This window comes from Sulfolobales archaeon (assembly GCA_038881635.1).
Classification (GTDB): Archaea; Thermoproteota; Thermoprotei_A; order Sulfolobales; family AG1; genus WYEN01.
The window spans coordinates 141,405-162,023 of record JAVZPJ010000001.1; the positions used below are offsets into that span (position 1 = coordinate 141,405).

21 protein-coding genes and 2 tRNA genes are annotated in these 20,619 nt (G+C 39.1%); 9 read left to right on the forward strand and 14 right to left on the reverse strand.

The features are described from left to right. Positions 1-4 precede the first annotated feature (4 nt). Positions 5-1,072 (forward strand): branched-chain amino acid ABC transporter permease, encoded by a 1,068-nt coding sequence (locus QXS89_00715; protein ID MEM3830716.1) that lies wholly within the window; start codon positions 5-7, stop codon positions 1,070-1,072. Positions 1,073-1,085: 13 nt separating this feature from the next. On the opposite strand, the gene QXS89_00720 is transcribed toward QXS89_00715, so the two are convergent. The 5 genes from QXS89_00720 to QXS89_00740 form a co-directional block, all read right to left on the reverse strand. After that, entirely contained in the window at positions 1,086-1,739 is a 654-nt protein-coding gene (locus QXS89_00720) for a Kae1-associated kinase Bud32 (GenBank protein ID MEM3830717.1), read from the reverse strand. Then, positions 1,727-2,734 carry a KEOPS complex N(6)-L-threonylcarbamoyladenine synthase Kae1 gene (gene kae1, locus QXS89_00725; GenBank protein MEM3830718.1) on the reverse strand — a complete coding sequence of 336 codons (1,008 nt, stop codon included), beginning with the start codon at positions 2,732-2,734 and terminating at the stop codon, positions 1,727-1,729. Before kae1 ends, QXS89_00720 begins: the two co-directional genes overlap by 13 nt. Before the next feature lie 14 nt (positions 2,735-2,748). Then, positions 2,749-2,967 (reverse strand): hypothetical protein, encoded by a 219-nt coding sequence (locus tag QXS89_00730; GenBank protein ID MEM3830719.1) that lies wholly within the window; start codon positions 2,965-2,967, stop codon positions 2,749-2,751. A gap of 61 nt (positions 2,968-3,028) precedes the next feature. After that, a tRNA-Val gene (locus tag QXS89_00735) sits at positions 3,029-3,103 on the reverse strand. A gap of 60 nt (positions 3,104-3,163) precedes the next feature. Next, on the reverse strand, positions 3,164-4,210 hold the full coding sequence (locus QXS89_00740) for a pyridoxal-phosphate dependent enzyme (protein MEM3830720.1): 1,047 nt from the start codon (positions 4,208-4,210) through the stop codon (positions 3,164-3,166). Between the two features lie 289 nt (positions 4,211-4,499). Between QXS89_00740 and QXS89_00745 the strand changes: the two genes are divergently transcribed. Continuing rightward, on the forward strand, positions 4,500-5,399 hold the full coding sequence (locus tag QXS89_00745) for a radical SAM protein (protein MEM3830721.1): 900 nt from the start codon (positions 4,500-4,502) through the stop codon (positions 5,397-5,399). A 29-nt stretch (positions 5,400-5,428) separates the two neighbouring features. On the opposite strand, the gene QXS89_00750 is transcribed toward QXS89_00745, so the two are convergent. Then, entirely contained in the window at positions 5,429-6,478 is a 1,050-nt protein-coding gene (locus QXS89_00750) for a radical SAM protein (GenBank protein ID MEM3830722.1), read from the reverse strand. 116 nt (positions 6,479-6,594) lie between these two features. Here QXS89_00750 and QXS89_00755 point away from each other — a divergent pair, with 116 nt between their 5' ends. The 4 genes from QXS89_00755 to QXS89_00770 are packed head-to-tail and all read left to right on the forward strand — an operon-like array spanning position 6,595 to position 11,409. Beyond that, entirely contained in the window at positions 6,595-7,863 is a 1,269-nt protein-coding gene (locus tag QXS89_00755) for a BMP family protein (protein MEM3830723.1), read from the forward strand. Between the two features lie 56 nt (positions 7,864-7,919). Continuing rightward, positions 7,920-9,458, forward strand: a complete 1,539-nt coding sequence (locus tag QXS89_00760) for an ABC transporter ATP-binding protein (protein MEM3830724.1) — start codon at positions 7,920-7,922, stop codon at positions 9,456-9,458. Between the two features lie 32 nt (positions 9,459-9,490). Beyond that, positions 9,491-10,489 (forward strand): ABC transporter permease, encoded by a 999-nt coding sequence (locus tag QXS89_00765; GenBank protein ID MEM3830725.1) that lies wholly within the window; start codon positions 9,491-9,493, stop codon positions 10,487-10,489. After that, entirely contained in the window at positions 10,486-11,409 is a 924-nt protein-coding gene (locus QXS89_00770) for an ABC transporter permease (protein MEM3830726.1), read from the forward strand. The genes QXS89_00765 and QXS89_00770 overlap by 4 nt, the downstream gene beginning before the upstream one ends. Before the next feature lie 2 nt (positions 11,410-11,411). Here QXS89_00770 and QXS89_00775 read toward each other — a convergent pair whose 3' ends face one another. From QXS89_00775 to QXS89_00785, 3 genes are read right to left on the reverse strand one after another with little or no spacing between them, the layout of a single operon-like run. Then, on the reverse strand, positions 11,412-12,413 hold the full coding sequence (locus QXS89_00775) for an alcohol dehydrogenase catalytic domain-containing protein (protein ID MEM3830727.1): 1,002 nt from the start codon (positions 12,411-12,413) through the stop codon (positions 11,412-11,414). A 33-nt stretch (positions 12,414-12,446) separates the two neighbouring features. Then, positions 12,447-13,265, reverse strand: a complete 819-nt coding sequence (locus QXS89_00780) for a hypothetical protein (protein ID MEM3830728.1) — start codon at positions 13,263-13,265, stop codon at positions 12,447-12,449. 4 nt (positions 13,266-13,269) lie between these two features. Beyond that, positions 13,270-13,635 (reverse strand): hypothetical protein, encoded by a 366-nt coding sequence (locus tag QXS89_00785; protein ID MEM3830729.1) that lies wholly within the window; start codon positions 13,633-13,635, stop codon positions 13,270-13,272. Between the two features lie 102 nt (positions 13,636-13,737). Here QXS89_00785 and QXS89_00790 point away from each other — a divergent pair. Continuing rightward, positions 13,738-13,824, forward strand: a tRNA-Ser gene (locus tag QXS89_00790). A 58-nt stretch (positions 13,825-13,882) separates the two neighbouring features. On the opposite strand, the gene QXS89_00795 is transcribed toward QXS89_00790, so the two are convergent. Further along, on the reverse strand, positions 13,883-15,379 hold the full coding sequence (locus QXS89_00795; protein ID MEM3830730.1) for a gamma-glutamyltransferase: 1,497 nt from the start codon (positions 15,377-15,379) through the stop codon (positions 13,883-13,885). Positions 15,380-15,611: 232 nt separating this feature from the next. Here QXS89_00795 and hisS point away from each other — a divergent pair, with 232 nt between their 5' ends. Both hisS and QXS89_00805 read left to right on the forward strand, forming a co-directional pair. After that, entirely contained in the window at positions 15,612-16,922 is a 1,311-nt protein-coding gene (gene hisS, locus QXS89_00800) for a histidine--tRNA ligase (GenBank protein ID MEM3830731.1), read from the forward strand. A 2-nt stretch (positions 16,923-16,924) separates the two neighbouring features. After that, the gene (locus tag QXS89_00805; GenBank protein ID MEM3830732.1) at positions 16,925-17,752 is read left to right on the forward strand and encodes a GTPase; all 828 of its coding nucleotides are present in this window, start codon (positions 16,925-16,927) and stop codon (positions 17,750-17,752) included. Positions 17,753-17,945: 193 nt separating this feature from the next. On the opposite strand, the gene QXS89_00810 is transcribed toward QXS89_00805, so the two are convergent. From QXS89_00810 to QXS89_00825, 4 genes are all read right to left on the reverse strand, one after another. Continuing rightward, entirely contained in the window at positions 17,946-18,245 is a 300-nt protein-coding gene (locus tag QXS89_00810) for a hypothetical protein (protein ID MEM3830733.1), read from the reverse strand. Between the two features lie 4 nt (positions 18,246-18,249). Continuing rightward, positions 18,250-19,074: a SagB/ThcOx family dehydrogenase gene (locus QXS89_00815; protein MEM3830734.1), complete on the reverse strand. Its 825-nt coding sequence runs from the start codon at positions 19,072-19,074 to the stop codon at positions 18,250-18,252. Positions 19,075-19,293: 219 nt separating this feature from the next. Next, the gene (locus tag QXS89_00820) at positions 19,294-19,845 is read right to left on the reverse strand and encodes a hypothetical protein (GenBank protein MEM3830735.1); all 552 of its coding nucleotides are present in this window, start codon (positions 19,843-19,845) and stop codon (positions 19,294-19,296) included. Between the two features lie 97 nt (positions 19,846-19,942). Continuing rightward, positions 19,943-20,497, reverse strand: a complete 555-nt coding sequence (locus QXS89_00825) for a hypothetical protein (protein MEM3830736.1) — start codon at positions 20,495-20,497, stop codon at positions 19,943-19,945. Between the last annotated feature and the right edge of the window lie 122 nt (positions 20,498-20,619).

Below are 20,619 nucleotides of genomic sequence, written 5' to 3' on the forward strand. Positions count from 1 at the left end.
TCTTATGGATGGTGAGCTGTCGATATTTATAATGCAGATCTTACTTAACTTCGGTATATATCTTATAGTGACCTTAAGCCTTAATCTAGAGGTGGGATTTCTAGGACTTCCTCAGTTCGGTCGAGTCCTCACAGTTCTCATGGGAGCTATAGTTGCTGGAGGTATCTCTGGAAGGATTATAGCATTCTACCTAGGATTTCCTTGGGGTATGGAGTATACAGGATATGATAATTATAGGATTGTCAGCGAGATATCAGATATCCTAGCTAACAATCCTCTGCTATCTTTACAGTATCTAATCATGACATTGATCCTAGCAGCACTCTTAGGCGGTTTAATAGGATATCTAACTGCATATCCAGCTCTCAGACTTAAAGAAGCTTATCTAGGAATAACACTGCTAGCATTTGGAGATATAATGAATACCATTGCCTGGAATTTCGAACCTCTAGCTGGGGGGACAACAGGTGTTCTCGTGCCTGATCCATTTAGATTCTTAGGCGGTTATAGATTTGTTGGTGCAGTAGCTATAATTCTAGCGATAGCTATTCTAGTGTATGTCTATGTAGAATATTTAACAAGATCCCCTTATGGAAGGGTTTTAAGAGCTGTAAGAGATTCTGAGGTAGCTGCAGTTGTTTATGGTAAGAGTATCACTAGTCTGAGAAGAAACACTCTGATCATAGGAGGAGCTCTTGCAGCAATAGGAGGAGCTTTATGGAGCATGTACACTGGAAGCTTTAAAGCTGTGACATATACAAGACTTGTATGGACCTTCTGGCCTTGGGCTTTCATGATGCTTGGTGGAACAGGTAATAACTTCGGTGTGCTTCTAGGCGTGCTCATATTCTCTATAGCGAGAACCTTTATAATTGTCTATAAAGGCCTTATCTCCACATATCTTATGATCAGTCCAGAATGGCTTGAGTACATATTGGTAGGTCTCGTTATAGTGCTCTTAGTTCTATTCAGACCTCAGGGTATCATACCGGAGAAACCTTTATCCACTCTCGGCCGCAAAGAGATCAACAGACTTGTAGAGGAATATTTGGGAAGAACCGAGAGAAAATAAGTTATTTCATTTTTCAGAATTTGTATACACCTTTAATCTTTCTCTCAGCTACATATCTACCCATCATACGGATCTCATAGGCTCTTTTTAAAACTTCATCAGCTTGCTCATACATATTTTTATATCCCTTGAAGAATAAGTTTTTCAATTCATCTGTATTGGATAGAGGTAGTGTTTCTAAGGATCTATAAGCAAGATGGAGGTCCACAGCTTTCTCCTCTATATCTTTGCTATATCCTGATAACCCGAAATCAAGGATCCATACTCTTCCCAGAGCGTCTACTAGATAGTTTGACACCGTAGGATCTCCATGAAATATATTGTTCAAATGAATCTTACCCAAAATCTCTCCAGCTTTAAGAATTTTCAGAGGATCTCCTCCTTTCATCAGATAATCTCTGAGAGAGATTCCCTCGATAAATTCGATCACTATGATACTTTCCTCAGGATTTACGTAGAGCACTGAAGGAACCTCAACTCCTCTATCTCTGAGTTCTTTCATTACTCTAGCTTCATTAATAGTTCTTCTTTCTCTCATAACCTTATCAAGCTTTGGATCCATATATCTCTTAGGTTCTCTATACTTGATAACAACATCAACTCCAAAGAATCTAGACCTATATAAAACCGCTTCAGCTCCTCTACTTATCTCTTTCAAGATCTCCATATGATCTCAACCTCATCAACCCTCCATCGAGGTCTTATAACGCTTCTTTCAATATCTATAGAGATACCAGACCTATACATGAGAAGACCTGTCCAAGCTATCATAACACCGTTATCAACAGCATATTTAGGAGGAACCACATAAACCTCCGCTCCATGTCTCTCTCCGGCAATCTCCATCTTTCTTCTTAGTACAGGACTTGCTGCAACCCCTCCAACTATCATGAGCTCTTTCTTTCTCGTGTGAGCAATACATCTCTCGGCAACTTCTGCAACCATAGAGTAAGCTATCTCTCTTAGTGTGTAGCATATGTTCTCGAGCTTCTCACCTCTTCTATAAGCTTTCAGAGCCGCTGTTAGTATTCCTGAGAATGAAAGATCTTGGCCTTTAACAACGTAGGGTATCTCCTCAACTATATCATTACCTTTCTCAGCACATCTATCAACCACGTGAAGTCCATCCACAACATATGGAGGTCCTAAACCAACTTCTCTAGCAAATGTGTCGAGAAGATTCCCGAGAGCTATGTCAAGAGTTTCACCGAAGATCCTGTATCTTCTCTCTACTAATGCTATCACAGCTGAATTACCTCCTGAGAGATATACTATAACAGGATCTCTAGCTCCTGTAAGTCTCAAACCTATCTCTATATGAGCAACAGCATGGTTAACAGGTATTAAAGGCTTTCTATAGAAGCTTGCCATAGCTCTAGCAATTGTAGCTCCAACCCTGAGAACAGGTCCTAGACCCGGGCCTAGAGACACTGCTATAGCATTAATTTCACGTAGTTTGATACCGGAACTCTCTAGAGCTCTCTTAATAACCTCTGGAGCTTCGGATGCTAGGTATCTAGAAGATTCTCTTGGATGGATCCCTCCTCTCTCCGGTTTATATACAACCCTCTCATCAGCTAATATGAAATTCTCCTCATCAGATACTATACCTACACCAAAAGTATGAGCAGTAGATTCTATACCGAGAACAAGATCCTCCACGTATAACACCTTTCTTAAACAAGTGCTCTAGAAGACCTATACACGCCTAGACCACTACTGAGAAGTATCACACCTATTATAAATGATAGGAGAGAGGCAAGAGGTCTATCATATATTAGATAAATAACTGAAAGTAGGAGAAACATGAGAGAGGATAAGGTGAGCACAAGAGTAAGAAGCCTATCAAAATCCCTCTTCTCTCCTAGAATTCTTTTTAAAATATCTCTCGACACGAGATAGCCCCACTAGATATAGATTGTTGAGAAGTAATATAACCTCTCCATAAGTCTTCTATGGGCCCGCGGGGACTTGAACCCCGGACCTCCGCCGCGTCAGGGCGGCGTCCTAACCAGGCTAGACGACGGGCCCCCACTATTATCTTAAGATGTGGATAATAAGTGTTTCGGTATGGAAGTTAGATATGTACGATTACATCTTCAGACCTGAACCTGTTAATGGTAGGAGTACTTTCAATCCTTCGAGTTTCTTTCTGATCTTCATATAAGCCGCATAAACTGTTGCAGATGTAGGCTCTACTAGAAATCCTCTCTCTAATAGCAGATTCCATGCGGCTCTAATATCGCTGTTTCCCACGAGAACAACCTCTCCATTATATTCTCTGATCTTACTAGCTATCTCATTTAATCTAGGTGGGTTTTGAACCATTATTCCATCAGCTAAACTTGAGTCCTCCCCTATAACTCTTTCCCCATGGATCTTCACGTACAAGGGTTGAGAACTATAACCTTGAACGGCTATCGGTCTAGGCATTCTTCTAATCCTACCTTCCTTCAATAGATTCTCGAAACCTCTTATAATTCCCAGGATTAATCCTCCAGAGCCTACAGGAGCTATGATTGCGTCAGGAGCAGAGTATTCTTCAAATACTTCATAGGCTATTGTAGAGGCTCCTATGATGTAGAAAGGGCTCCACAAATGAGCTACATAATATGAATCACCTAGAAAGCTTAGTACTTTCTCTGAAGCCTCAGATCTTGTCTCTGTCTCTATAATCTCTCCCCCAAGCATTCTGACAAGTTTCTTCTTACCCTCAGGAGCTGTTCTAGGCATCACAATCCTGGATTTCATACCATAGAGTTTCGAATATAGTGCAACAGAGATCCCTGTATTACCACTAGTATCTTCCACTATATTCTCAAATCCAAGCCTTCTGGCGTAATATATAGAGAGAGCCGTACCTCTATCCTTAAAACTACCACTAGGATTGAGATACTCTAGCTTAAAAAGTAGAGAAACCTCTTCTTCTTTCTCTATAACTAGAGGTGTAGATCCTTCACCTCTACTCTTCTCAGGCACGAAAGGTAGCATACTCTCAAATCTTGAGAAACCTCTTCCACCACGTGTTTCATAGGAGACATCGTATCTGACATCTAAAGGTGCGCCGCATCTAGGGCATTTATAATAATATTTACGCCATATATCTTCTGTAAAACCACATTCAGGACAATACCACATGCTTCTCAATTGTCAGAACCATTCTATCTAAGATAAGGAATTATTTAAGATCAGATCCGAAACTTAAATCATGAAAAGAGTAGAGAGATCAATACTTTATATATACCTCAGACCACACCTAACAACTCTGCAGAGTTTTTACGAAGCCAAAACATATTCTACGAATACACAAGATATAAAGAGATGAGAATATATCCAAATATTCTTTTATAGCAAGATATTTAAGACATTCAAGTAGCTATTAGAAATAGAATTTTAGCTGATTACACCTAGAAATATATAAGAGAGTATGAATAGATGGAGAGTTATCAGACCCTTCGATCCTTGGAATTCTCCTCTATGTACATGTCCTCTCAAATGGACTGTAAATCCTTACACAGGTTGTGGTCATAAATGTCTTTACTGCTATGCCTCTAGTTATATAAAAGATTTCTTCAGACCAAGACTCAAGGAGAGAATTCTTGCTGATGCTAGAAGAGATCTTAATAGTATACCGAGAGGATCTGTAATAGAACTTTCTGCAAGTAGTGATCCTTTCCAGCCTATGGAGAAAGATCATATGATAACATATAGACTCTCTAGAGAGATCCTTTCTAGAGGGTATAAGATACTTTACACAACCAAAGCACCAAATATACTTCTTGAATATAAAGATCTCATAGAAAGATATCGTAATAGAATAGCTGTTGCGGTGACCATAACAACCTTAAACGAGAAGATAGCATCAGTTCTCGAACCTGGAGCACCACCTCCATCTATTAGATTAAAAGCTATTCAAGAGCTGGGCAAGCTCGGGATCCCTATAACTGTAAGAATCGATCCCATAATACCTTATATCAATAGCGATGATGAAAGCATAAAAAGATTAGTAGAGAAAATAGCTGAGGTAGGAGCTCTCCAGATAACATCGTCAACATACAAAGCCAAGCCTGATAATTTTAAAAGAATTTCAGAAGCATTTCCTCATCTCAGAAAGAAGCTTTACGATTTATACTATGTTGAAGGAGAGAGTTTCAAAGGCTACAAATATCTCCCCAAGAATCTTAGGCGCGAGATGATGTCTATGGTAAGAGAGTATGCAGTGAGTATGGGACTTAAGTTTGCAACATGTAGAGAAGACCTTGTAGAGCTTCATACAAGAAATACGGTGTGCGATGGCTCTGGATTTATTAGAGATATAGATGGATAGTTCTCGAAGAAACTCAAGATCTATTCTTACTAATGTTTATCTATGTAGGCTCCTCTCATATAGATCTTATAACCGCATCTAGGGCATCTATATTCTCCGCCTGTTCTATCTAATCTGAAATATACAACTCTATACATGAATCTTCTGACAAGAATCTTGCCGCATTTGGGGCATCTAGTAGTTTCAAGTTCAGGATCTCCTATATTACCTATGTACACATACTCTACACCATTTCTTCTAGCTTCTTCAGCAATTCTATAGAGTTTCTCTACAGGTGTGGAAAGCTCTTTCCAATAATTAGCTGGATAGTATCTATTCACATGCAAAGGTATATTCTCTCCAAGAATCTCCACATGCTTATATATAATCCACTTATAGCATTCCTCGAAATCATTTGTATTAGTCACGACAAGATAAACCATCTCCACATGACCTCCTTGATCTAGTATTCTTCTCGCATTTCTGAATATAATCTCATGATCTATTGATGCAAGAGCTCTTCTCATCATAGGACAACCTTTTATATCTATACTCCATCCATCCACCCCAGATTCGACTAGCATGTCTATAGCTCTCTGAGTCAGGTAGCCGTTAGTCACGATAGTAGAATAAAGTCCTCTCTTCCTCCCCAATGAGAAGACATCTATCAGATAATCAAAGATTGTAGCAGGCTCGTTGAAGCTGGCGCAAAGACCTTCATCTCCTGATTCAATAGCCAGCTTTACAAGTTTCTCAGGAGGTATGATCTCTTTATTCTGGGGAATTGTCCTAACAAAACTAATATGATGATTCTGACACCAGGGGCAGTAGAAATTACATGCATAGCCTGAGAAGGTAAGCGAAGTGCTATTAGGCCAGTAATGATATAAGGGTTTGATCTCTATAGGTCTGCTCTCAACAGCACTTAGAGCACCGTATCCTAAGTGATACAGTTCGTTATTTATATTTGCGTAGTTTTTGCAGATACCTGTAGAGCCATTCCTTATCATACATCTTCTCTCACATACAAGACATTGTATGATGTCTTCATCGATTCTCTTATATAATATAGCTTTTCGAAGAACTCCAGAAGAATTCATAGAGCTCTTCAAGAAAAATATTTTTACATCATTAATATAAAACTATCCTAGCACTCTTTCTACATGAGATGGTTAATCTTTTTAAGTTTTATGATTAAGAGTTCTTGGTGAATGTATTGAGAGAAGCTTTCTCTAGAACAGTTGCTGTAGTTGTTATAGGGATTATATTAATAGCCGTTGTGGCGGGTGTGATCTACTATTACACTATGCAATCAGGACCTACATCTACTATTACGACTACCCAGATGACCACTGCAACAATGCCTGGGAAAATTAAGATCGCTATTCTATTCGATGTAGGAGGTAGAGGGGATCTGAGTTTTAATGATATGGCTGCTCTAGGAGCTGAGAGAGCTAGAAGAGATCTGGGTGTAGAGATCGTTTATCAAACCCCGAGATCTTTAGATGACATGGTACCTCTACTAGAGAGTTTAAGCAGGTCTGGAGAATACCAGTTGCTAGTGCTGGTAGGATTTCTATGGACCTCGCCACTCAATGTCACCGCTGATAAATATCCTTCTCAGAAGTATGCTCTGATAGATGCTACAACAGGAGTATATAGACCTAATGAGGTAGACATATTATTCAGAGAGCAAGAAGTAGGAGCCATAGTAGGTATTCTAGCTTCTGGGATGGCTTATAGTATTAATAGCAGTACTATAGGTGCTGTAGCTGGAATGTCTATACCTCCTCTATGGAAGTTTCATATAGGATATCTCTTCGGAGCTAAATACTTTGAGAAGATGACTGGTAAGAAGATCAATCTGATATGGCAGTACACAGGAACTTTCGTAGATCCTCAGAAAGGTTATATAGCTGCAATGCAAGAGCTCGAACAAGGAGCAAGAGTACTATATGGGCTTGCCGGCTTGACTCATGTTGGTATGTTTAACGCTGTAATCGACTGGAATAGACAAGGTAAAGGTCTTGCTTTTGGGATAGGTCAGGATGCGAGTCAGGAGTGGTATGCTCCTCAGTATATACCTCTGAGTGGTTCTAAGAGAGTTGATGTTGCAGTTTATACTGCTATAAAAATGATTGTTGAAAACCGGTGGACGCCTGGGATCATCACTCTGGGAGTTGCTGAAGAAGGTGTGGGTATCTGGGATCTAGATGGTGTTAGGTATTTTGCTGAGATAGCCTATGAAGAGGGTAAGCTACCTGGAGGTATGAATCCGGATGACATTGTTAGGATAGTTAATGAGACTAGAACCAAGTATATACCAGCCTATGCAAAAGATCTTGCAGATAATCTCATGAAAATGCTTAAGAGTGGTGAGATAGTGTTCAGAACTCCTAGAGATGAGAACGAATACAATTCGATCATATCAGAGCTTTTGAAAGGAAATCTTAATGCTGCTCTAGAGAAGGGCTCTATAACCTGATAGTAGATTCTAATTCTTTTTTAAATATGTCAATATCTTAACGATGGTAGGTCTTGATGACACAGCAGAAGATTATTATAGAAATGATAGGTATTGAGAAGATCTATCCTGATGGTCAGTATGCTCTCAGAGGTGTAGATCTGTCTGTAGAAGAAGGAGAGATCCATGGGATATTAGGTGAAAACGGAGCTGGTAAGACTTCTCTTATGAGGATCTTGTATGGAGAGATAAAGCCTACACGAGGAATCATAAAGATCTTTGGTAAAGTTACTAAGTTTAGAGGACCTTGGGACGCTATAAAGCATGGTATCGGTATGATCTACCAGAACTTCTCCTTAGTACCAACATTTACTGTAGGTGAGAACTTATATCTCTCGCTTCTTTCTATAAGAAAATCTGTTAGATATGAAGATGCTATAGATCTTGCTGAAAGATACTCCAAAGCTCTGGGATTTAAACTCCCTTACGAGGAATATGTCGAAGATCTTCCTGTAGGTATTCAGCAGAGGGTTGAGATCGTAAAAACATTGATGAGAGGAGCTAGAGTTTTGATCCTGGATGAACCAACATCAGTTCTAAACCCATTAGAGGTAAGAGAACTCTTTAATATTCTTAGAAGACTTAAGGAGAAGAACTATAGCATGATATATATAACACATAGGTTAAGAGAGATTAAAGAAATAGCTGATAGGGTTACAGTTCTAAGAAGAGGTAGAGTGGCTGGAGTATTCAATGATCTGAGTAGGGTATCTGAAGAGGAGCTGGCGAAGGCAATGGTTCAAATAGAAGCCTACAAAGGCTATGAAAGTAAGATCATTGATAAGAATATTGATACTGAAAAGATCTTGGCTGAGAGTTCGGAAAGCATCTTAGAAGTATCAGATCTCTGGGTAAGAGATCAAAGAGGTTTTGAAGTGGTTAGAGGTATTTCCATAAAGGTTTTCAGAGGAGAGATCCTAGGTATAGCAGGCATTCAAGGTAATGGACAGACAGAGCTTTCAGAAGCTTTAGCAGGTGTGAGAAAGATAGAGAGAGGAAAGATCTTTTTTAAGGGTATAGATATAACGCATATGAATCCTTATAAAAGATATAGCTTAGGGATCTCCTTTATACCAGAATCTAGAGATGTAGGTCTCGTGCATGGGATGAGCATTGTAGAAAACATTATTCTTACAAACTTCAGAGAATATCTTAACAGAATAGGTATGATAAGATGGAGAGATGCTGCTAGGAAAGCTAGTGAAATCGTAGAAAAATTTAAGGTTGTAGCAAGATCTCTTGATACTGATGTGAGATATCTTAGTGGAGGGAATCAACAGAAATTAATGCTAGGTAGAGAAATATCTAGAGAGCCAGACCTGATAATAGTTTCAGAACCTACAAGAGGTCTTGACATAATGTCCACTAAGTATATAAGAGATCTTCTAAGAAACTTCAGAAATAGAGGTAGGAGTATAATATTATTCTCCTCAGATCTTGATGAGATATTTGAATTAAGCGATAGAATAGCCGTCATGAATAGAGGAGAGATAAAGGCCGTAGGAAAACCTCATGAATTCACTCTCGAAAGATTAGGAGTTTTAATGGGAGGCTGAAGTTGACAAACAAATGAGAAGAGGGTTAATTGTTGAGAGGTTCTGCTTATAGATTCTTAGAATCCTTATTACAACCCTTGATCTCATTAGCTATAGCTATTGTTATTAGCATATTCTTCCTTCAGATCACAGGATATCCTTCTTTAAGAGTTATAAATGTGATGTTCAGCACGGGTTATAGCGATATACAGTATCTTCTGACTAAAGCAAGCCCATATATTTTAACAGGTCTAGCATTCTCAATACCTTTTACAGCTAGAGTATTCAATATAGGAGGAGAAGGACAGCTATACTTAGGAGCCTTACTAGCTTTAGCGTCTTCTTATTACACGGGAAACCCTATATTTGTTGCACTAGCTGGAGTCTTAGGAGGATGCATACTTGCACTTTCAGTAGCTCTGCTGAGGATTTATAGAAATGTTAATGAAGTAGTGTCTGCTATAATGTTGAACTGGATTATGTATTATCTTGTATCATTCTTCATAGGTTCATATCTTTACGACCCTAACGCGCCTTACCAATCTAGACCTGTTCCGTCAACAGCAACCATAGACTCTAATATAATGTTTCTCACTGCCTTCATGGTAGCTGTCATATCTTACATAATATTAAGACATACTGCTTTAGGATTCATGATCCGAGTTTCAGGAACCTCTGTTAAATCAGCTATATATGCTGGGATAGATCCTAGGAAAAGCATTCTCTACTCAATGATCCTAGGAGGTTCTCTTGCAGGTTTAGCAGGTGCTTTAATACCCATGGGTGTAAGACCTCATGTGATTGACAGTACAATGGCAGCTTTATATGGTATAGGATTTTTAGGAATAGGAGTAGGATTATTAGGTAGAAACAATCCTTTTGGAATAATTCTCTCATCTATATTTGTAGCAGGTCTAGTAATAGGAGGTCAGAATGCTGAAAGAATTACTGGAATTGCTCCAGAGATAGTAGATGTAATAATAGGGATAATAGTGATCTCATTATCCGCACCCATGATATTTAAAATAATTAAGAGAGGTGCTGTAGAGTGATAGAGGATCTACTAGGCCTGACCTCTCTAACTCTCATCTCAATGACACCTATACTATTAGCATCTGTAGGAGAGATTCTTACGGAGAGATCTGGCATAGTTAATATAGGTATTGAAGGTATATTTCTCCTATCGTCTTTCACAGCAATATTGGTATCATTTAAAACAGGAAACCCATATCTAGGGCTTCTCGTAGGATTCATAGTAGGATTTTCCTCAGGAGCTCTCCACGCATTTCTCTCTTTGTATCTAAAAAGCGATCAGATTATAATTGGAGTAGGTTTTAACATGCTTGCATACGGATTAGGAGTGTTCGGGCTTATAAGTGTATGGAATGCCCATGGTGCATCTCCGACATTGATGAATAAAACCTATACTATAACGCTTTCTCTAGAGGGATACACCATGATAATTCAACCGATAGCCTTTATAGCTATAGGCATAGCTGTTCTTATCTGGTGGATTCTTTACAGAACTTCTATAGGGATTATGATAAGAGCCTGCGGAGAGGATCCTAGATCTGCTGAGATCTCAGGGGTTAACATCTATCTGATAAGAATTCTCGCTACAGCAGTAGGAGGAGGTTTAGCAGGACTGGGAGGAGCCTTTCTATCTGTGTCATGGATAGGACAGTACACTAGAAACATAGCAGCTGGGAGAGGTTTTATAGCTCTGGCTAATGTGGCTTTCAGTAATTGGAATCCTCTTCTAGCTATAGCAGGAGCCATGCTCTTCAGTTTCTTTGATGTTCTATCAACATATATACCTATAAAACTCGCTACATTGTATGGTCAGGTTTTCATAGCTCAAGAGAAGTTATTCTTAATACTTCCCTACCTATCAACACTGGTGGTAGTGATTTTAATAGCTCGAAAGATTAGAATGCCTAGAGTTCTAGGTCAGCCCTATGTCAAGGAATAGCTTTAGGGTTCTAAATGTATTTTTATCTGATCTCTTTCAAAACTTCTCTCAAAAGCCTCTCCACCTCTTGATAAAGGATACACTCCGGTGACTAGCTCACTAGTTTTTATAAGATCTGATCTCAGAAGATCTATAGCTTTATCAAAAGGTCCACATCTACTTCCTACGATCTTTAACTCCTTGACAATCATAGACGTGTAGTTGAAGCTTACGCTCGAACCGTGAGTAGATTTAGACGCTATAACTCCTCGAGGTCTTGTTATATCTACTGCAAGGTCTAAGGCTCCAGGATCTCCTGTAGCTTCAACAACATAATCAAAACCTGCTCCTTCTGGAGTGTTTCTTCTTATATACTCTCTCAATTCACTGAGCTCAACAACCTCATCTGCTCCAAGTAGTTCTGCAAGTTTCTTCTTAGGAGAATCACTTCTCACAACGGCTATAAGTCTTCTAGGCTTGAACAATTTTAGAACCTGTATCGAGAGAAGACCTATGCTTCCTACTCCTATAACAGCTATGTTAGAGAAAGGTCTGGGAGGATCCATTTCAATCATCTCTATTACCGATGCTAGAGGTTCTATAAATGCTATTTTTTCGTGAGAGAGATCTTCTACTACGTGAATCACATCAGACCTTGTAGTCATGTATTCGGCCATTCCACCATCTACTGTTATCCCTAAAACTCTTCTGTATGGGCAGTGAGTGTACATGTTATTTCTGCAGAACCAGCATCTTCTGCAGGGTATGTTAATCTCGCTCGTAACTTTCAAGCCGATAAGGTCTTTTGATACTCTCCTTCCAACATCAACTACCACTCCACTTATCTCATGTCCTAGAATTATCGGAATCTTGCCTGGTTTATATGTCCCTTTGTAGAAGGCCTTATCTGTTCCGCATATACCAACTCTTTTAATTCTTAGAAGAACCCAATCATCTTCAAGAACAGGATCTTGTACTTCCTCATATTTAAGATCCTTAGGTTTGTGAAGTCTTAGAGCTTTCATACCTGTATAGTTTTTTCGGAGGATATTAAATTTCTACTGTTTCTGTTCTTTCTCTCTTCTAAAGTTTATAATTGTATAGATATTCTCAGGAATCTCGGTTCCTGGTGTGACTGTTACAAGATATTTTTCCGAGGCTAGTCTATACAGCCTAGAAGCTAATGATATGCTTCTGCTACTTACCCTAGGATGTGAGATTCTTCTCAAAGTAATGCTTTCGCCAAGACTGAGAATAAATCTACTACCTTTCATTAGAGGATGATAGAATAACTTGATCTTTCTCGCATGAGATAGCTTCTCTTCGAGAAAACTTTTTTCATCATCGGAAAGTCTACCCCCTATATAGAATTCTCTTACCTTAGCCTCATCCCAGCTATCCTGTGTGAGCATATGAACCCTTACACCAGGAATCTTCCTTCGAAGAGTGTATATGCTGACGCCACTTCTATAAGCTATCAAAGCTACTGCCATGCTATTGAGAGATTCGCCTAAGATCATTATACTACCGCTCACTCTCTTAAGAAGATTCTCACCAATCCCCAGATCATAAGCTAAGCCTATTTCAGGTCCTCTAATCCATGAGCTTCTAAGCTCTATAAGATCTGTTACATGAGCTGGGCATAGTCTGCATAGAGGTTTTTCAAGATCTATCTCATAAAGAGCTAGCTTACCTACAGCACTCTCACCTGTTCTATACGATTCTGCTATTCTTCCTACACCGATAGCACTAGAGATCTTCACACCTAGATCCTGCGGTAGTGATACGATGATATTTCTACTCAAAACCTCTCTCCTACTGAGATCCACCGCTTTCACCTCAATCCATTTTCTTTCTCCATGACTCCAGCATAACATATTCTCACCCATAAGATTTTTGAAGCTTCACATAGCCTAAAACCTCTGCTGCTTCTATGCACCATACAGCAAGAACTCTAGCTAGCATTTGAACAGCTGTTCTCTCATCAACATCTACCTTTAGGTATCTTTTATAAGTCTCTCTGGCTATATAGGGATCTATCCTATCCGTAAATCTCTTAGAAATAAGATCTATTAGAAAATCTAATTTTCTCGAGGCCATATTCTCAACAGCAAGCTTCACATAACCGAGATCTTCGGAAGAGATAAGTATACTACTGTAATCCTTGTTCATCTCTCTGGCAACTTCAATATAGAACTTTACAACAGTATAATCAGCTCCAATAACACCTGAGGCTAGCAAGGGCATCCATTCACTCTTATTATTAGAAGTAGAATTGGACTCCATCAATTTATTATTAGTCGTTAGGAAAAATAAATATCCCTTTAGAACTGATATACATATACCGGGGCCGGGGTGCCCGAGCGGTCTAAGGGGGAGGGCTCGAGACCCTCTAGGGGTAGATCCCCTGCACGGGTTCGAATCCCGTCCCCGGCGCTAGGAATATTATCATGTCCGAGCTTTGAGAGAATCAGGTTTCTTTTGCTCAAAAGATTTACGAAGAAATAGAAATTCCTTCGGTTCTAGGATCGCTGGCGAGTTTTATAATTCCTCTTTCGCTCATAACACCTATATGTGCATGTCCTGTTCCTTTATGATATCCTACTCTAGATACCTTGATAAACTCTGATCTCGGAGCTTCTAAAGGTTCTTCTATCTCTACTATCTTCTGGATATCTAGAGGCTGTGTATATATAAATCTTGGTGCTGCTAATGCTTCGACAAGATTCATATTATATATGAAGAGATTTTCGTAAAGCCTTAAGTGTATTTGAGGTCTGTAATCTCCTCCTGTGCAGCCGATTACATACTTCATTTTATTATCTTCTACAGCTAGAATCGAGAGTGTATGAAGAGGTCTCTTTCGAGGTGCTGGGCTGTTTGGCAAGCCTTTCTCTTTAGAGAATCCATACCCTCTATTCTGTACTGGAAAACCTCCGGCGATAAGACCTGAGCCGAAGGGATAGAAGAGACTTTGTATAAAACCTATTAAACTTTCTCCATCTGATACTATGAAGAATGTTGTGTCTCCATCTCTAAGATTGGTAGAACTTCTTATCTCATATTTTTTAGGTATCGTAGAGTATCTAACATGATTCTCCACGTTAATTCTCATGTAATCAATGTCTCCTATATTGAGATCTCTGAATCTATATACTTCTTCAACAGGCTTACTCCACGCATATATTCTTTCAGGATCTTTGAACTCGTACTTGTACAATTCAAGCTCGTAGAGGGCACTTATAAGTTGAAGAGTTGATATCCCCTGAGTATTTGGTGGTAGCTCGTACAATACTCTTTCATTTATATCGAGTTTCAGAGGCTTTATACTAAAACCTTCGTGATCCATCAGATCATCAAGATCTATATTTACACCTTGATTCTGAAGCTGAAGTACTATCTCTTCAGCAAGAGATCCATAATAAAACTCATCCCAACCCCTGGAAGCTATAATTCTAAGAGTTCTAGCCATATCCTTGTTGACAATAAGATCACCTTCTCTAACCCCCTTAAAGTATTTTCTCCACTCGTAGGCATCAAGTTCTGATTCATATAACCTAGAAGATCTTGAGAGAAACCACCCGGCATAGAAGCCGTTATAGGCTAGACTAATGGCAGGCCTCAAAAGATCCTCCATAGAGAGTGTAGCATACTCATCATGTATGTAGCCCCATAGATATACGAGACCGGGAACCGTGACTGTTAGAGGACCTCTATAAGGTTTTTCTCTAAGATATCTTTCAGCATCAAAACCCTTAGGAGCTCTTCCAGAAGATGCATAAGCTATAAGATCATTACCTGAGAACGCTATCATAAAACCATCACCGCCAGGACCTCCCATCTGAGGTTGGACTACAGAGAGAACGGCACTAACAGCTATCGCTGCATCAAATGCATTACCTCCTCTCTCCAGAACTTCTATGCCAACTTTAACTGCTAATGGATGATCTGCTGAAACACCCTTTCTCCCTACTGAAAATTTTACGGACATGTTAGATCACTAATGATTATGATAGGAAGGCAATATAAGATCAAATCTCTTGTAGCGTATTCACATTCTCATAGATCTATGGAAGAGTCTAAGGAGTGCAGTACTTTATCCAGAGCACTAGAAGATCTTGAAAGCCATCTGTTTTTCAGAGACCGGATTCTTTATAGAGATAAACCCCTTAGCTAAATTACTTTTCTACTTCTTCTGAAAGATAGTTACTAGTGATGATATATTGAGCGGGATAGGTATTCCCAGAGGCTTTAGAGATTTCCCTAGCGAGGTTATGATTCTCAGGAAGAAAGTATTTTCAGTCATAGAAGAGGTGTTTAGAAGCTATGGTTTTGATCCTATAGATACTCCCGCGATAGAGTATCTCGAAACATTATCTGGTAAATATGGTGAAGAAGCTGAGAACAAGTTAATGTGGAAATTTAAGGATCCTTGGAGTGATAGATGGTATGCTCTCAGGTATGATCTCACAGTGCCTATGGCAAGGTTCATAGCTTTAAATAGACATATACCTCTCCCCTTCAAGAGGTATCACATAGCTCCTGTGTGGAGACATGAAGAGCCTCAGAAAGGAAGATACAGAGAGTTCTACCAGTGTGATGTAGATATAGTTGGATCTCCTTATCCTGAGGCCGATGCCGAGATACTCGAAGTTATCTGGAATGTGTTTAAGAAATTCAATTTCGAGAGTATAAGTATTTTGATCAATGACCGGAGGATATTGAGAGGTTTATTTGAGAAGGAACTAGGAATCGAGAACCCCCTCCCCGTTTATAGAGCTATTGATAAACTGGATAAGATAGGGTTTGAGGGTGTTTTGAAAGAACTTGAGAAAACAGGGCTTTCCACAGGTATTATAGAAAAAATCCTAGATCTAATAGATCTGAGAGGCGAGCCCATAGACATAGTTAGAAGACTCAAGAGCATGTACAGCTCTAACACTGATATAATCTCAGGCTCAAACTTTATAGAAGAGATGATAAGCTACATACCTCAAGATGTGAAAGTGGTATTTAACATGTCTCTAGTAAGAGGCTTAGACTACTACACAGGACCTATTTTTGAGGTTGTAGTAGATAAGCCTAGAATAGGTTCTCTAGCAGGTGGAGGCAGATATGATGATCTAATACAGATTTTTACGAGAGAAAAAATACCGGCTACAGGAGGGTCTATAGGTGTTGAAAGGCTTATAGACGCGGGACTGGAGTTGGGTTTGTTCAAATTAGATAAGAAGAGTTATACGGATGTATATGTAGTTCTTTTAGAGAGGTCTGATGATGTGATTAGATATGGATATGAGGTGGCTAGAAGACTTAGATCTGAGGGATTTAAAGTAGCATTAGATCTTATGAGAAGAAGCGCTTCTAAGCAGAGAGAATATGCTAGGAAACTATCTATACCGCTACTTATATTTATAGGAAGAATCGAGCTTGAGAACAGGAGTATAACTCTCTACGAGACGTCATCAGGTGAGAGAAAAGTAGTTAAACTGGAAAACCTCATAGAAGAATTAAGAAGGATTTTGGCACAATGATAATGAAAGGATTTAAAGTCTCTGAGATAATTCTCTTAAGCAGAAGAGAGATTCATAGTATTATAACTGGATCAGATATAGTGGTAGAAGTTCTCGACATAAGAATCCCCGAGATGCTTAGGAATCATTTTCTAGAGAACACCGCGATTAGAAGTGGTAAGAGACTTGTGATACTACTGAATAAATCAGATCTTATACCAAGAGATGTTGCAGAAGAGTGGGTCAGGTACTACAGGGAGAAGGGTTATGAAGCTTATTCTGCTAGTGTTATAGAGAGAAGAATCGGTGGATTAAGAAGGGTTATCAAAGAGCATCTTAGCATGAGCGGAGGAAGAAGCATATACATATCTATATTCGGAGCTCCTAAGGTTGGAAAGTCTTCACTTGTAAATCTTCTGAAGGGAAGAAGATCTGCTACCGTGAGTAGGTATCCAGGAACTCCAGGGTATACTAGGTATACTCAGACCTATAGAGTGATGCCAGGAGTATATCTTATAGACACTCCAGGAGCTTTACCTATCGAGCTAGATACTCTTGAGAGCATCATAAGAACGAGACCTCCCGAGAAAATAGAAAACCCTATCCCAATCGCAATAAGACTTATGAACAGGATCCTGAGCTTGGAGCATCAGAGTTTAAGAGAAGATCTTAAGGTTTTATCTACGAGAGCTGAGGATATACTAAGCGAGTATGCTCTGAGAAGAGGATGGGTTCGTAATGGAGAACCTGATATGAGAGAAGCTGCAATAGACATTATCAGGAGATATCTAGATGGCAGAATCAGGTTCTATATAAAACCTGAGGATCTAAATATTCTACAAAAGATCTAGCTGGCAGGAGCTCCTATAGAGTATAACACTTCCAGCTCTAGTTTAAGGATTTCAGCTTCACTTACCATACTCTTTCTCTTAATACTCCTACCCTTAGAGGTTGTTACTATCCTCATACTTATACACCATGATCTTGCTTTGCAATCTACGAATAAAAGTATGTGCATTAAACTTTTAATACAGTTGTATAATTCTACAGATGATCTTGATCTATACATTCTGATAGAAAAACTCTATAACACTCGTAGAGGTCGTATAGATGATGGAATCCTTTCTCAAGCTTTTTAATCACTTCTGTACATGGCATCTTTCTCTCTCTGGATATTCTAATAGCTTTTCTTAGAATTTTCATACCCTCGCTTGTGGGAATCAGATTTCTATCTAGATATTCTTTAGATCCGCTCATCATATTAATAAGATTCAGAATCTCCTTAACATTTCTACAGAGAATATCCTTATCCTTATTCTCATTACAGCTCTCTCGCGTTTTCAAAATCCTACAACCTCTTTCCGATAGGAAATATTAGGGCAGGCATCTCCTCCTCGCAGTCAATCTCTAGAAATCTACACAATCTCTCATCATAGAAGGCACCTACAGCTACTGTAGCAAGTTTCAAAGCTTCAACCACAAGATATAGGTTCTGACCTGCAAAACCTGTGTCGAGATGCGAATACTTATAACTTCTCAAACCATATCGAGATGCTGTTCTTCTATAGACTATCGTAAGAACCACACTAGCAGCAGCATCTCTTATAAAATCCTGATCCAAGGCTATGGAGCTAAGTTCTCTACTAAAATCACCTTCTCTAAGTAGCTCTAAAGAATGCTCACCTGGGTTATAATGATATAATCCTTCATCAAGATCTCTGACTCTAGATGCTACAACATACGCTTCAACGGGCTGTAGAGCGCCAGCACTAGGATAAACCCTCTTAGGACCTCCCCACCAAGCTTTTCCACTGATTCCTACTGAATAGTATAGTATAGTAGACAGCTCTTCAAGACTTATACTCTCCTTAGAATATCTTCTTCTACTTCTTCTAGCTAGAATAACGTGAAAAAGATCTGTGCTACTACTTTCGATAGGTTTAGGAAGCTTCACCCTTGGCTTCTCCTTGTAAGACTTATAATAATCCTCAGCAGTATAATCTAGATCTCCTCCAGAAAAATTCTCACTGATCATTGAGATATAATGATATATCATTGTTAGATCTCTTCTAGCAAAAGCTCTTAAAATACCTCTCTCAATAGCTTTTCTCAGCTCGTAAGAAGATCCATCTAAAAGCTCTTTGAAAATACTCATAGGATCCTGCGAATTCATATGGCTACTCCATCATAATTAGAATACTTAGGATATAAAAGATCAGGTGTTCCAGCCTTCATCACATGTCAGAAGACCCTCTTCTCATCCTCGTAAAATTATTCCTAGAATACAAGGAAAATATTTTTTAACCTTCTACAGTAAAAATAACCTGGAGTAGCCGGGTCGTCTAGCGGCCAAGGATGCGGGGCTCTGGATCACAACTGCCCTCCCGAGTTCTCAATCACTGCTTCTCTCAGATCTTTCTTCTCCATATCTTTTTTGGATTTTCTTCTCTATCTCAAGACATTCTTTCTCGTATTTCTCCCTATATATACACACGCTCTTACCAACCTCATGATCCGAAGATTTGTTGACATAGATCGCTCTTGCAATAATAATTTCTCTCCCCTTACCCTCTTTAGCTATTATTTTTAACCCTACGAAACTTATGTTCGAATTATGTAACAGTTCTATGTAAGAGCTGTTTGGAACCTTTACATACATCTCGAGAACTTCACCTCTGACCTCTACAAGAATCTTCACAATATCAGGTTCGTCACTTGAAACCTGAAGTATGTTGATAACTCTACCAGAATCACTGTAGACTCCAGTATAGGATGTAGAAGCGATCACTGTATCAAAATAATTTGAATATCCTACATCTTCACCTAGCACACTTCTACTGGCAAGAACCGTTTCAAAGGTATCCATAGGATAGATCAGGAAGCCTACTAGGAATACAAGTACGGGGAACAACATTACAACAGCGTACTCTATTCCTTTTTTCATGAGAGACACCTCTTAAGATGATCTGGGTAGAGGGGGAAAAAAGAATTATTTTTAGCTCCCACTAGTACATCTCTTATCTTTTATCTTTCAAGATTATTTATCCTTTAAATGTGGAATAATGATAGTACATTGGCGTTATATATGTTTCTCCATTTATACTGATCGAGAGTGCTGGTAGGACGGTCTTATTAGCCAGAGATGTGATCTCGAGAGTGGTTCCGGGCGAGATCTTGTTAAAGATCCATAATCCAGATACCAGTGCACCGTCACTTGATCTCACATAAACTGGTAGTATTAGTACAGTGTAGTTGACATTATCCACGGATAACGTTAGTCTCATACTTGTACTACTCTTAAACACAACAGTACCTGTATAGGTTGTCGTAGTTAGATTGAAAGAGATCTTAGAAATACCTTTCCAACCTTTTTCCATTTTATACTCTCCGTACTGTTCTTCATGCTGTCCCTTGATTCTTATCATGGCTTTCGTAGCATTACACTCACAAATGCATGTGGTGTTTGTGGTAGGTTGAGTATTGCTAGTCTGTGTGTAGCTACCGCTAGTTTGAGATTGTGCTAGTACGTATGTGAGTCCTAATCCTATTATTGCTACTAGAAGTATTGGTATCAATATTTTTCTATCTTTCAACATTTCTCTCTCCTCCGTGAAGGTTTTGTAGAAGAGGTTTTAAACCCTTACTCACCTCAGGTGAGTTTCGTCGCAAAACATAGCTGCTGATCTCGGATTACCTTATATTTTATAAGCTATAACTA

What these genes read in the sequence shown, in the direction of transcription:
- QXS89_00780 (MEM3830728.1), bottom strand. Translation starts at nt 13,265, where the DNA reads ATGTTATGCTGGAGTCATGGAGAAAGAAAATGGATTGAGGTGAAAGCG.
- QXS89_00745 (MEM3830721.1), top strand. Translation starts at nt 4,500, where the DNA reads ATGAATAGATGGAGAGTTATCAGACCCTTCGATCCTTGGAATTCTCCT.
- QXS89_00805 (MEM3830732.1), top strand. Translation starts at nt 16,925, where the DNA reads ATGAAAGGATTTAAAGTCTCTGAGATAATTCTCTTAAGCAGAAGAGAG.
- QXS89_00815 (MEM3830734.1), bottom strand. Translation starts at nt 19,074, where the DNA reads ATGAATTCGCAGGATCCTATGAGTATTTTCAAAGAGCTTTTAGATGGA.
- QXS89_00760 (MEM3830724.1), top strand. Translation starts at nt 7,920, where the DNA reads ATGACACAGCAGAAGATTATTATAGAAATGATAGGTATTGAGAAGATC.
- QXS89_00750 (MEM3830722.1), bottom strand. Translation starts at nt 6,478, where the DNA reads ATGAATTCTTCTGGAGTTCTTCGAAAAGCTATATTATATAAGAGAATC.
- QXS89_00740 (MEM3830720.1), bottom strand. Translation starts at nt 4,210, where the DNA reads ATGTGGTATTGTCCTGAATGTGGTTTTACAGAAGATATATGGCGTAAA.
- QXS89_00825 (MEM3830736.1), bottom strand. Translation starts at nt 20,497, where the DNA reads ATGTTGAAAGATAGAAAAATATTGATACCAATACTTCTAGTAGCAATA.
- QXS89_00795 (MEM3830730.1), bottom strand. Translation starts at nt 15,379, where the DNA reads ATGTCCGTAAAATTTTCAGTAGGGAGAAAGGGTGTTTCAGCAGATCAT.
- QXS89_00785 (MEM3830729.1), bottom strand. Translation starts at nt 13,635, where the DNA reads ATGCCCTTGCTAGCCTCAGGTGTTATTGGAGCTGATTATACTGTTGTA.
- QXS89_00820 (MEM3830735.1), bottom strand. Translation starts at nt 19,845, where the DNA reads ATGAAAAAAGGAATAGAGTACGCTGTTGTAATGTTGTTCCCCGTACTT.
- QXS89_00775 (MEM3830727.1), bottom strand. Translation starts at nt 12,413, where the DNA reads ATGAAAGCTCTAAGACTTCACAAACCTAAGGATCTTAAATATGAGGAA.
- QXS89_00720 (MEM3830717.1), bottom strand. Translation starts at nt 1,739, where the DNA reads ATGGAGATCTTGAAAGAGATAAGTAGAGGAGCTGAAGCGGTTTTATAT.
- QXS89_00715 (MEM3830716.1), top strand. Translation starts at nt 5, where the DNA reads ATGGATGGTGAGCTGTCGATATTTATAATGCAGATCTTACTTAACTTC.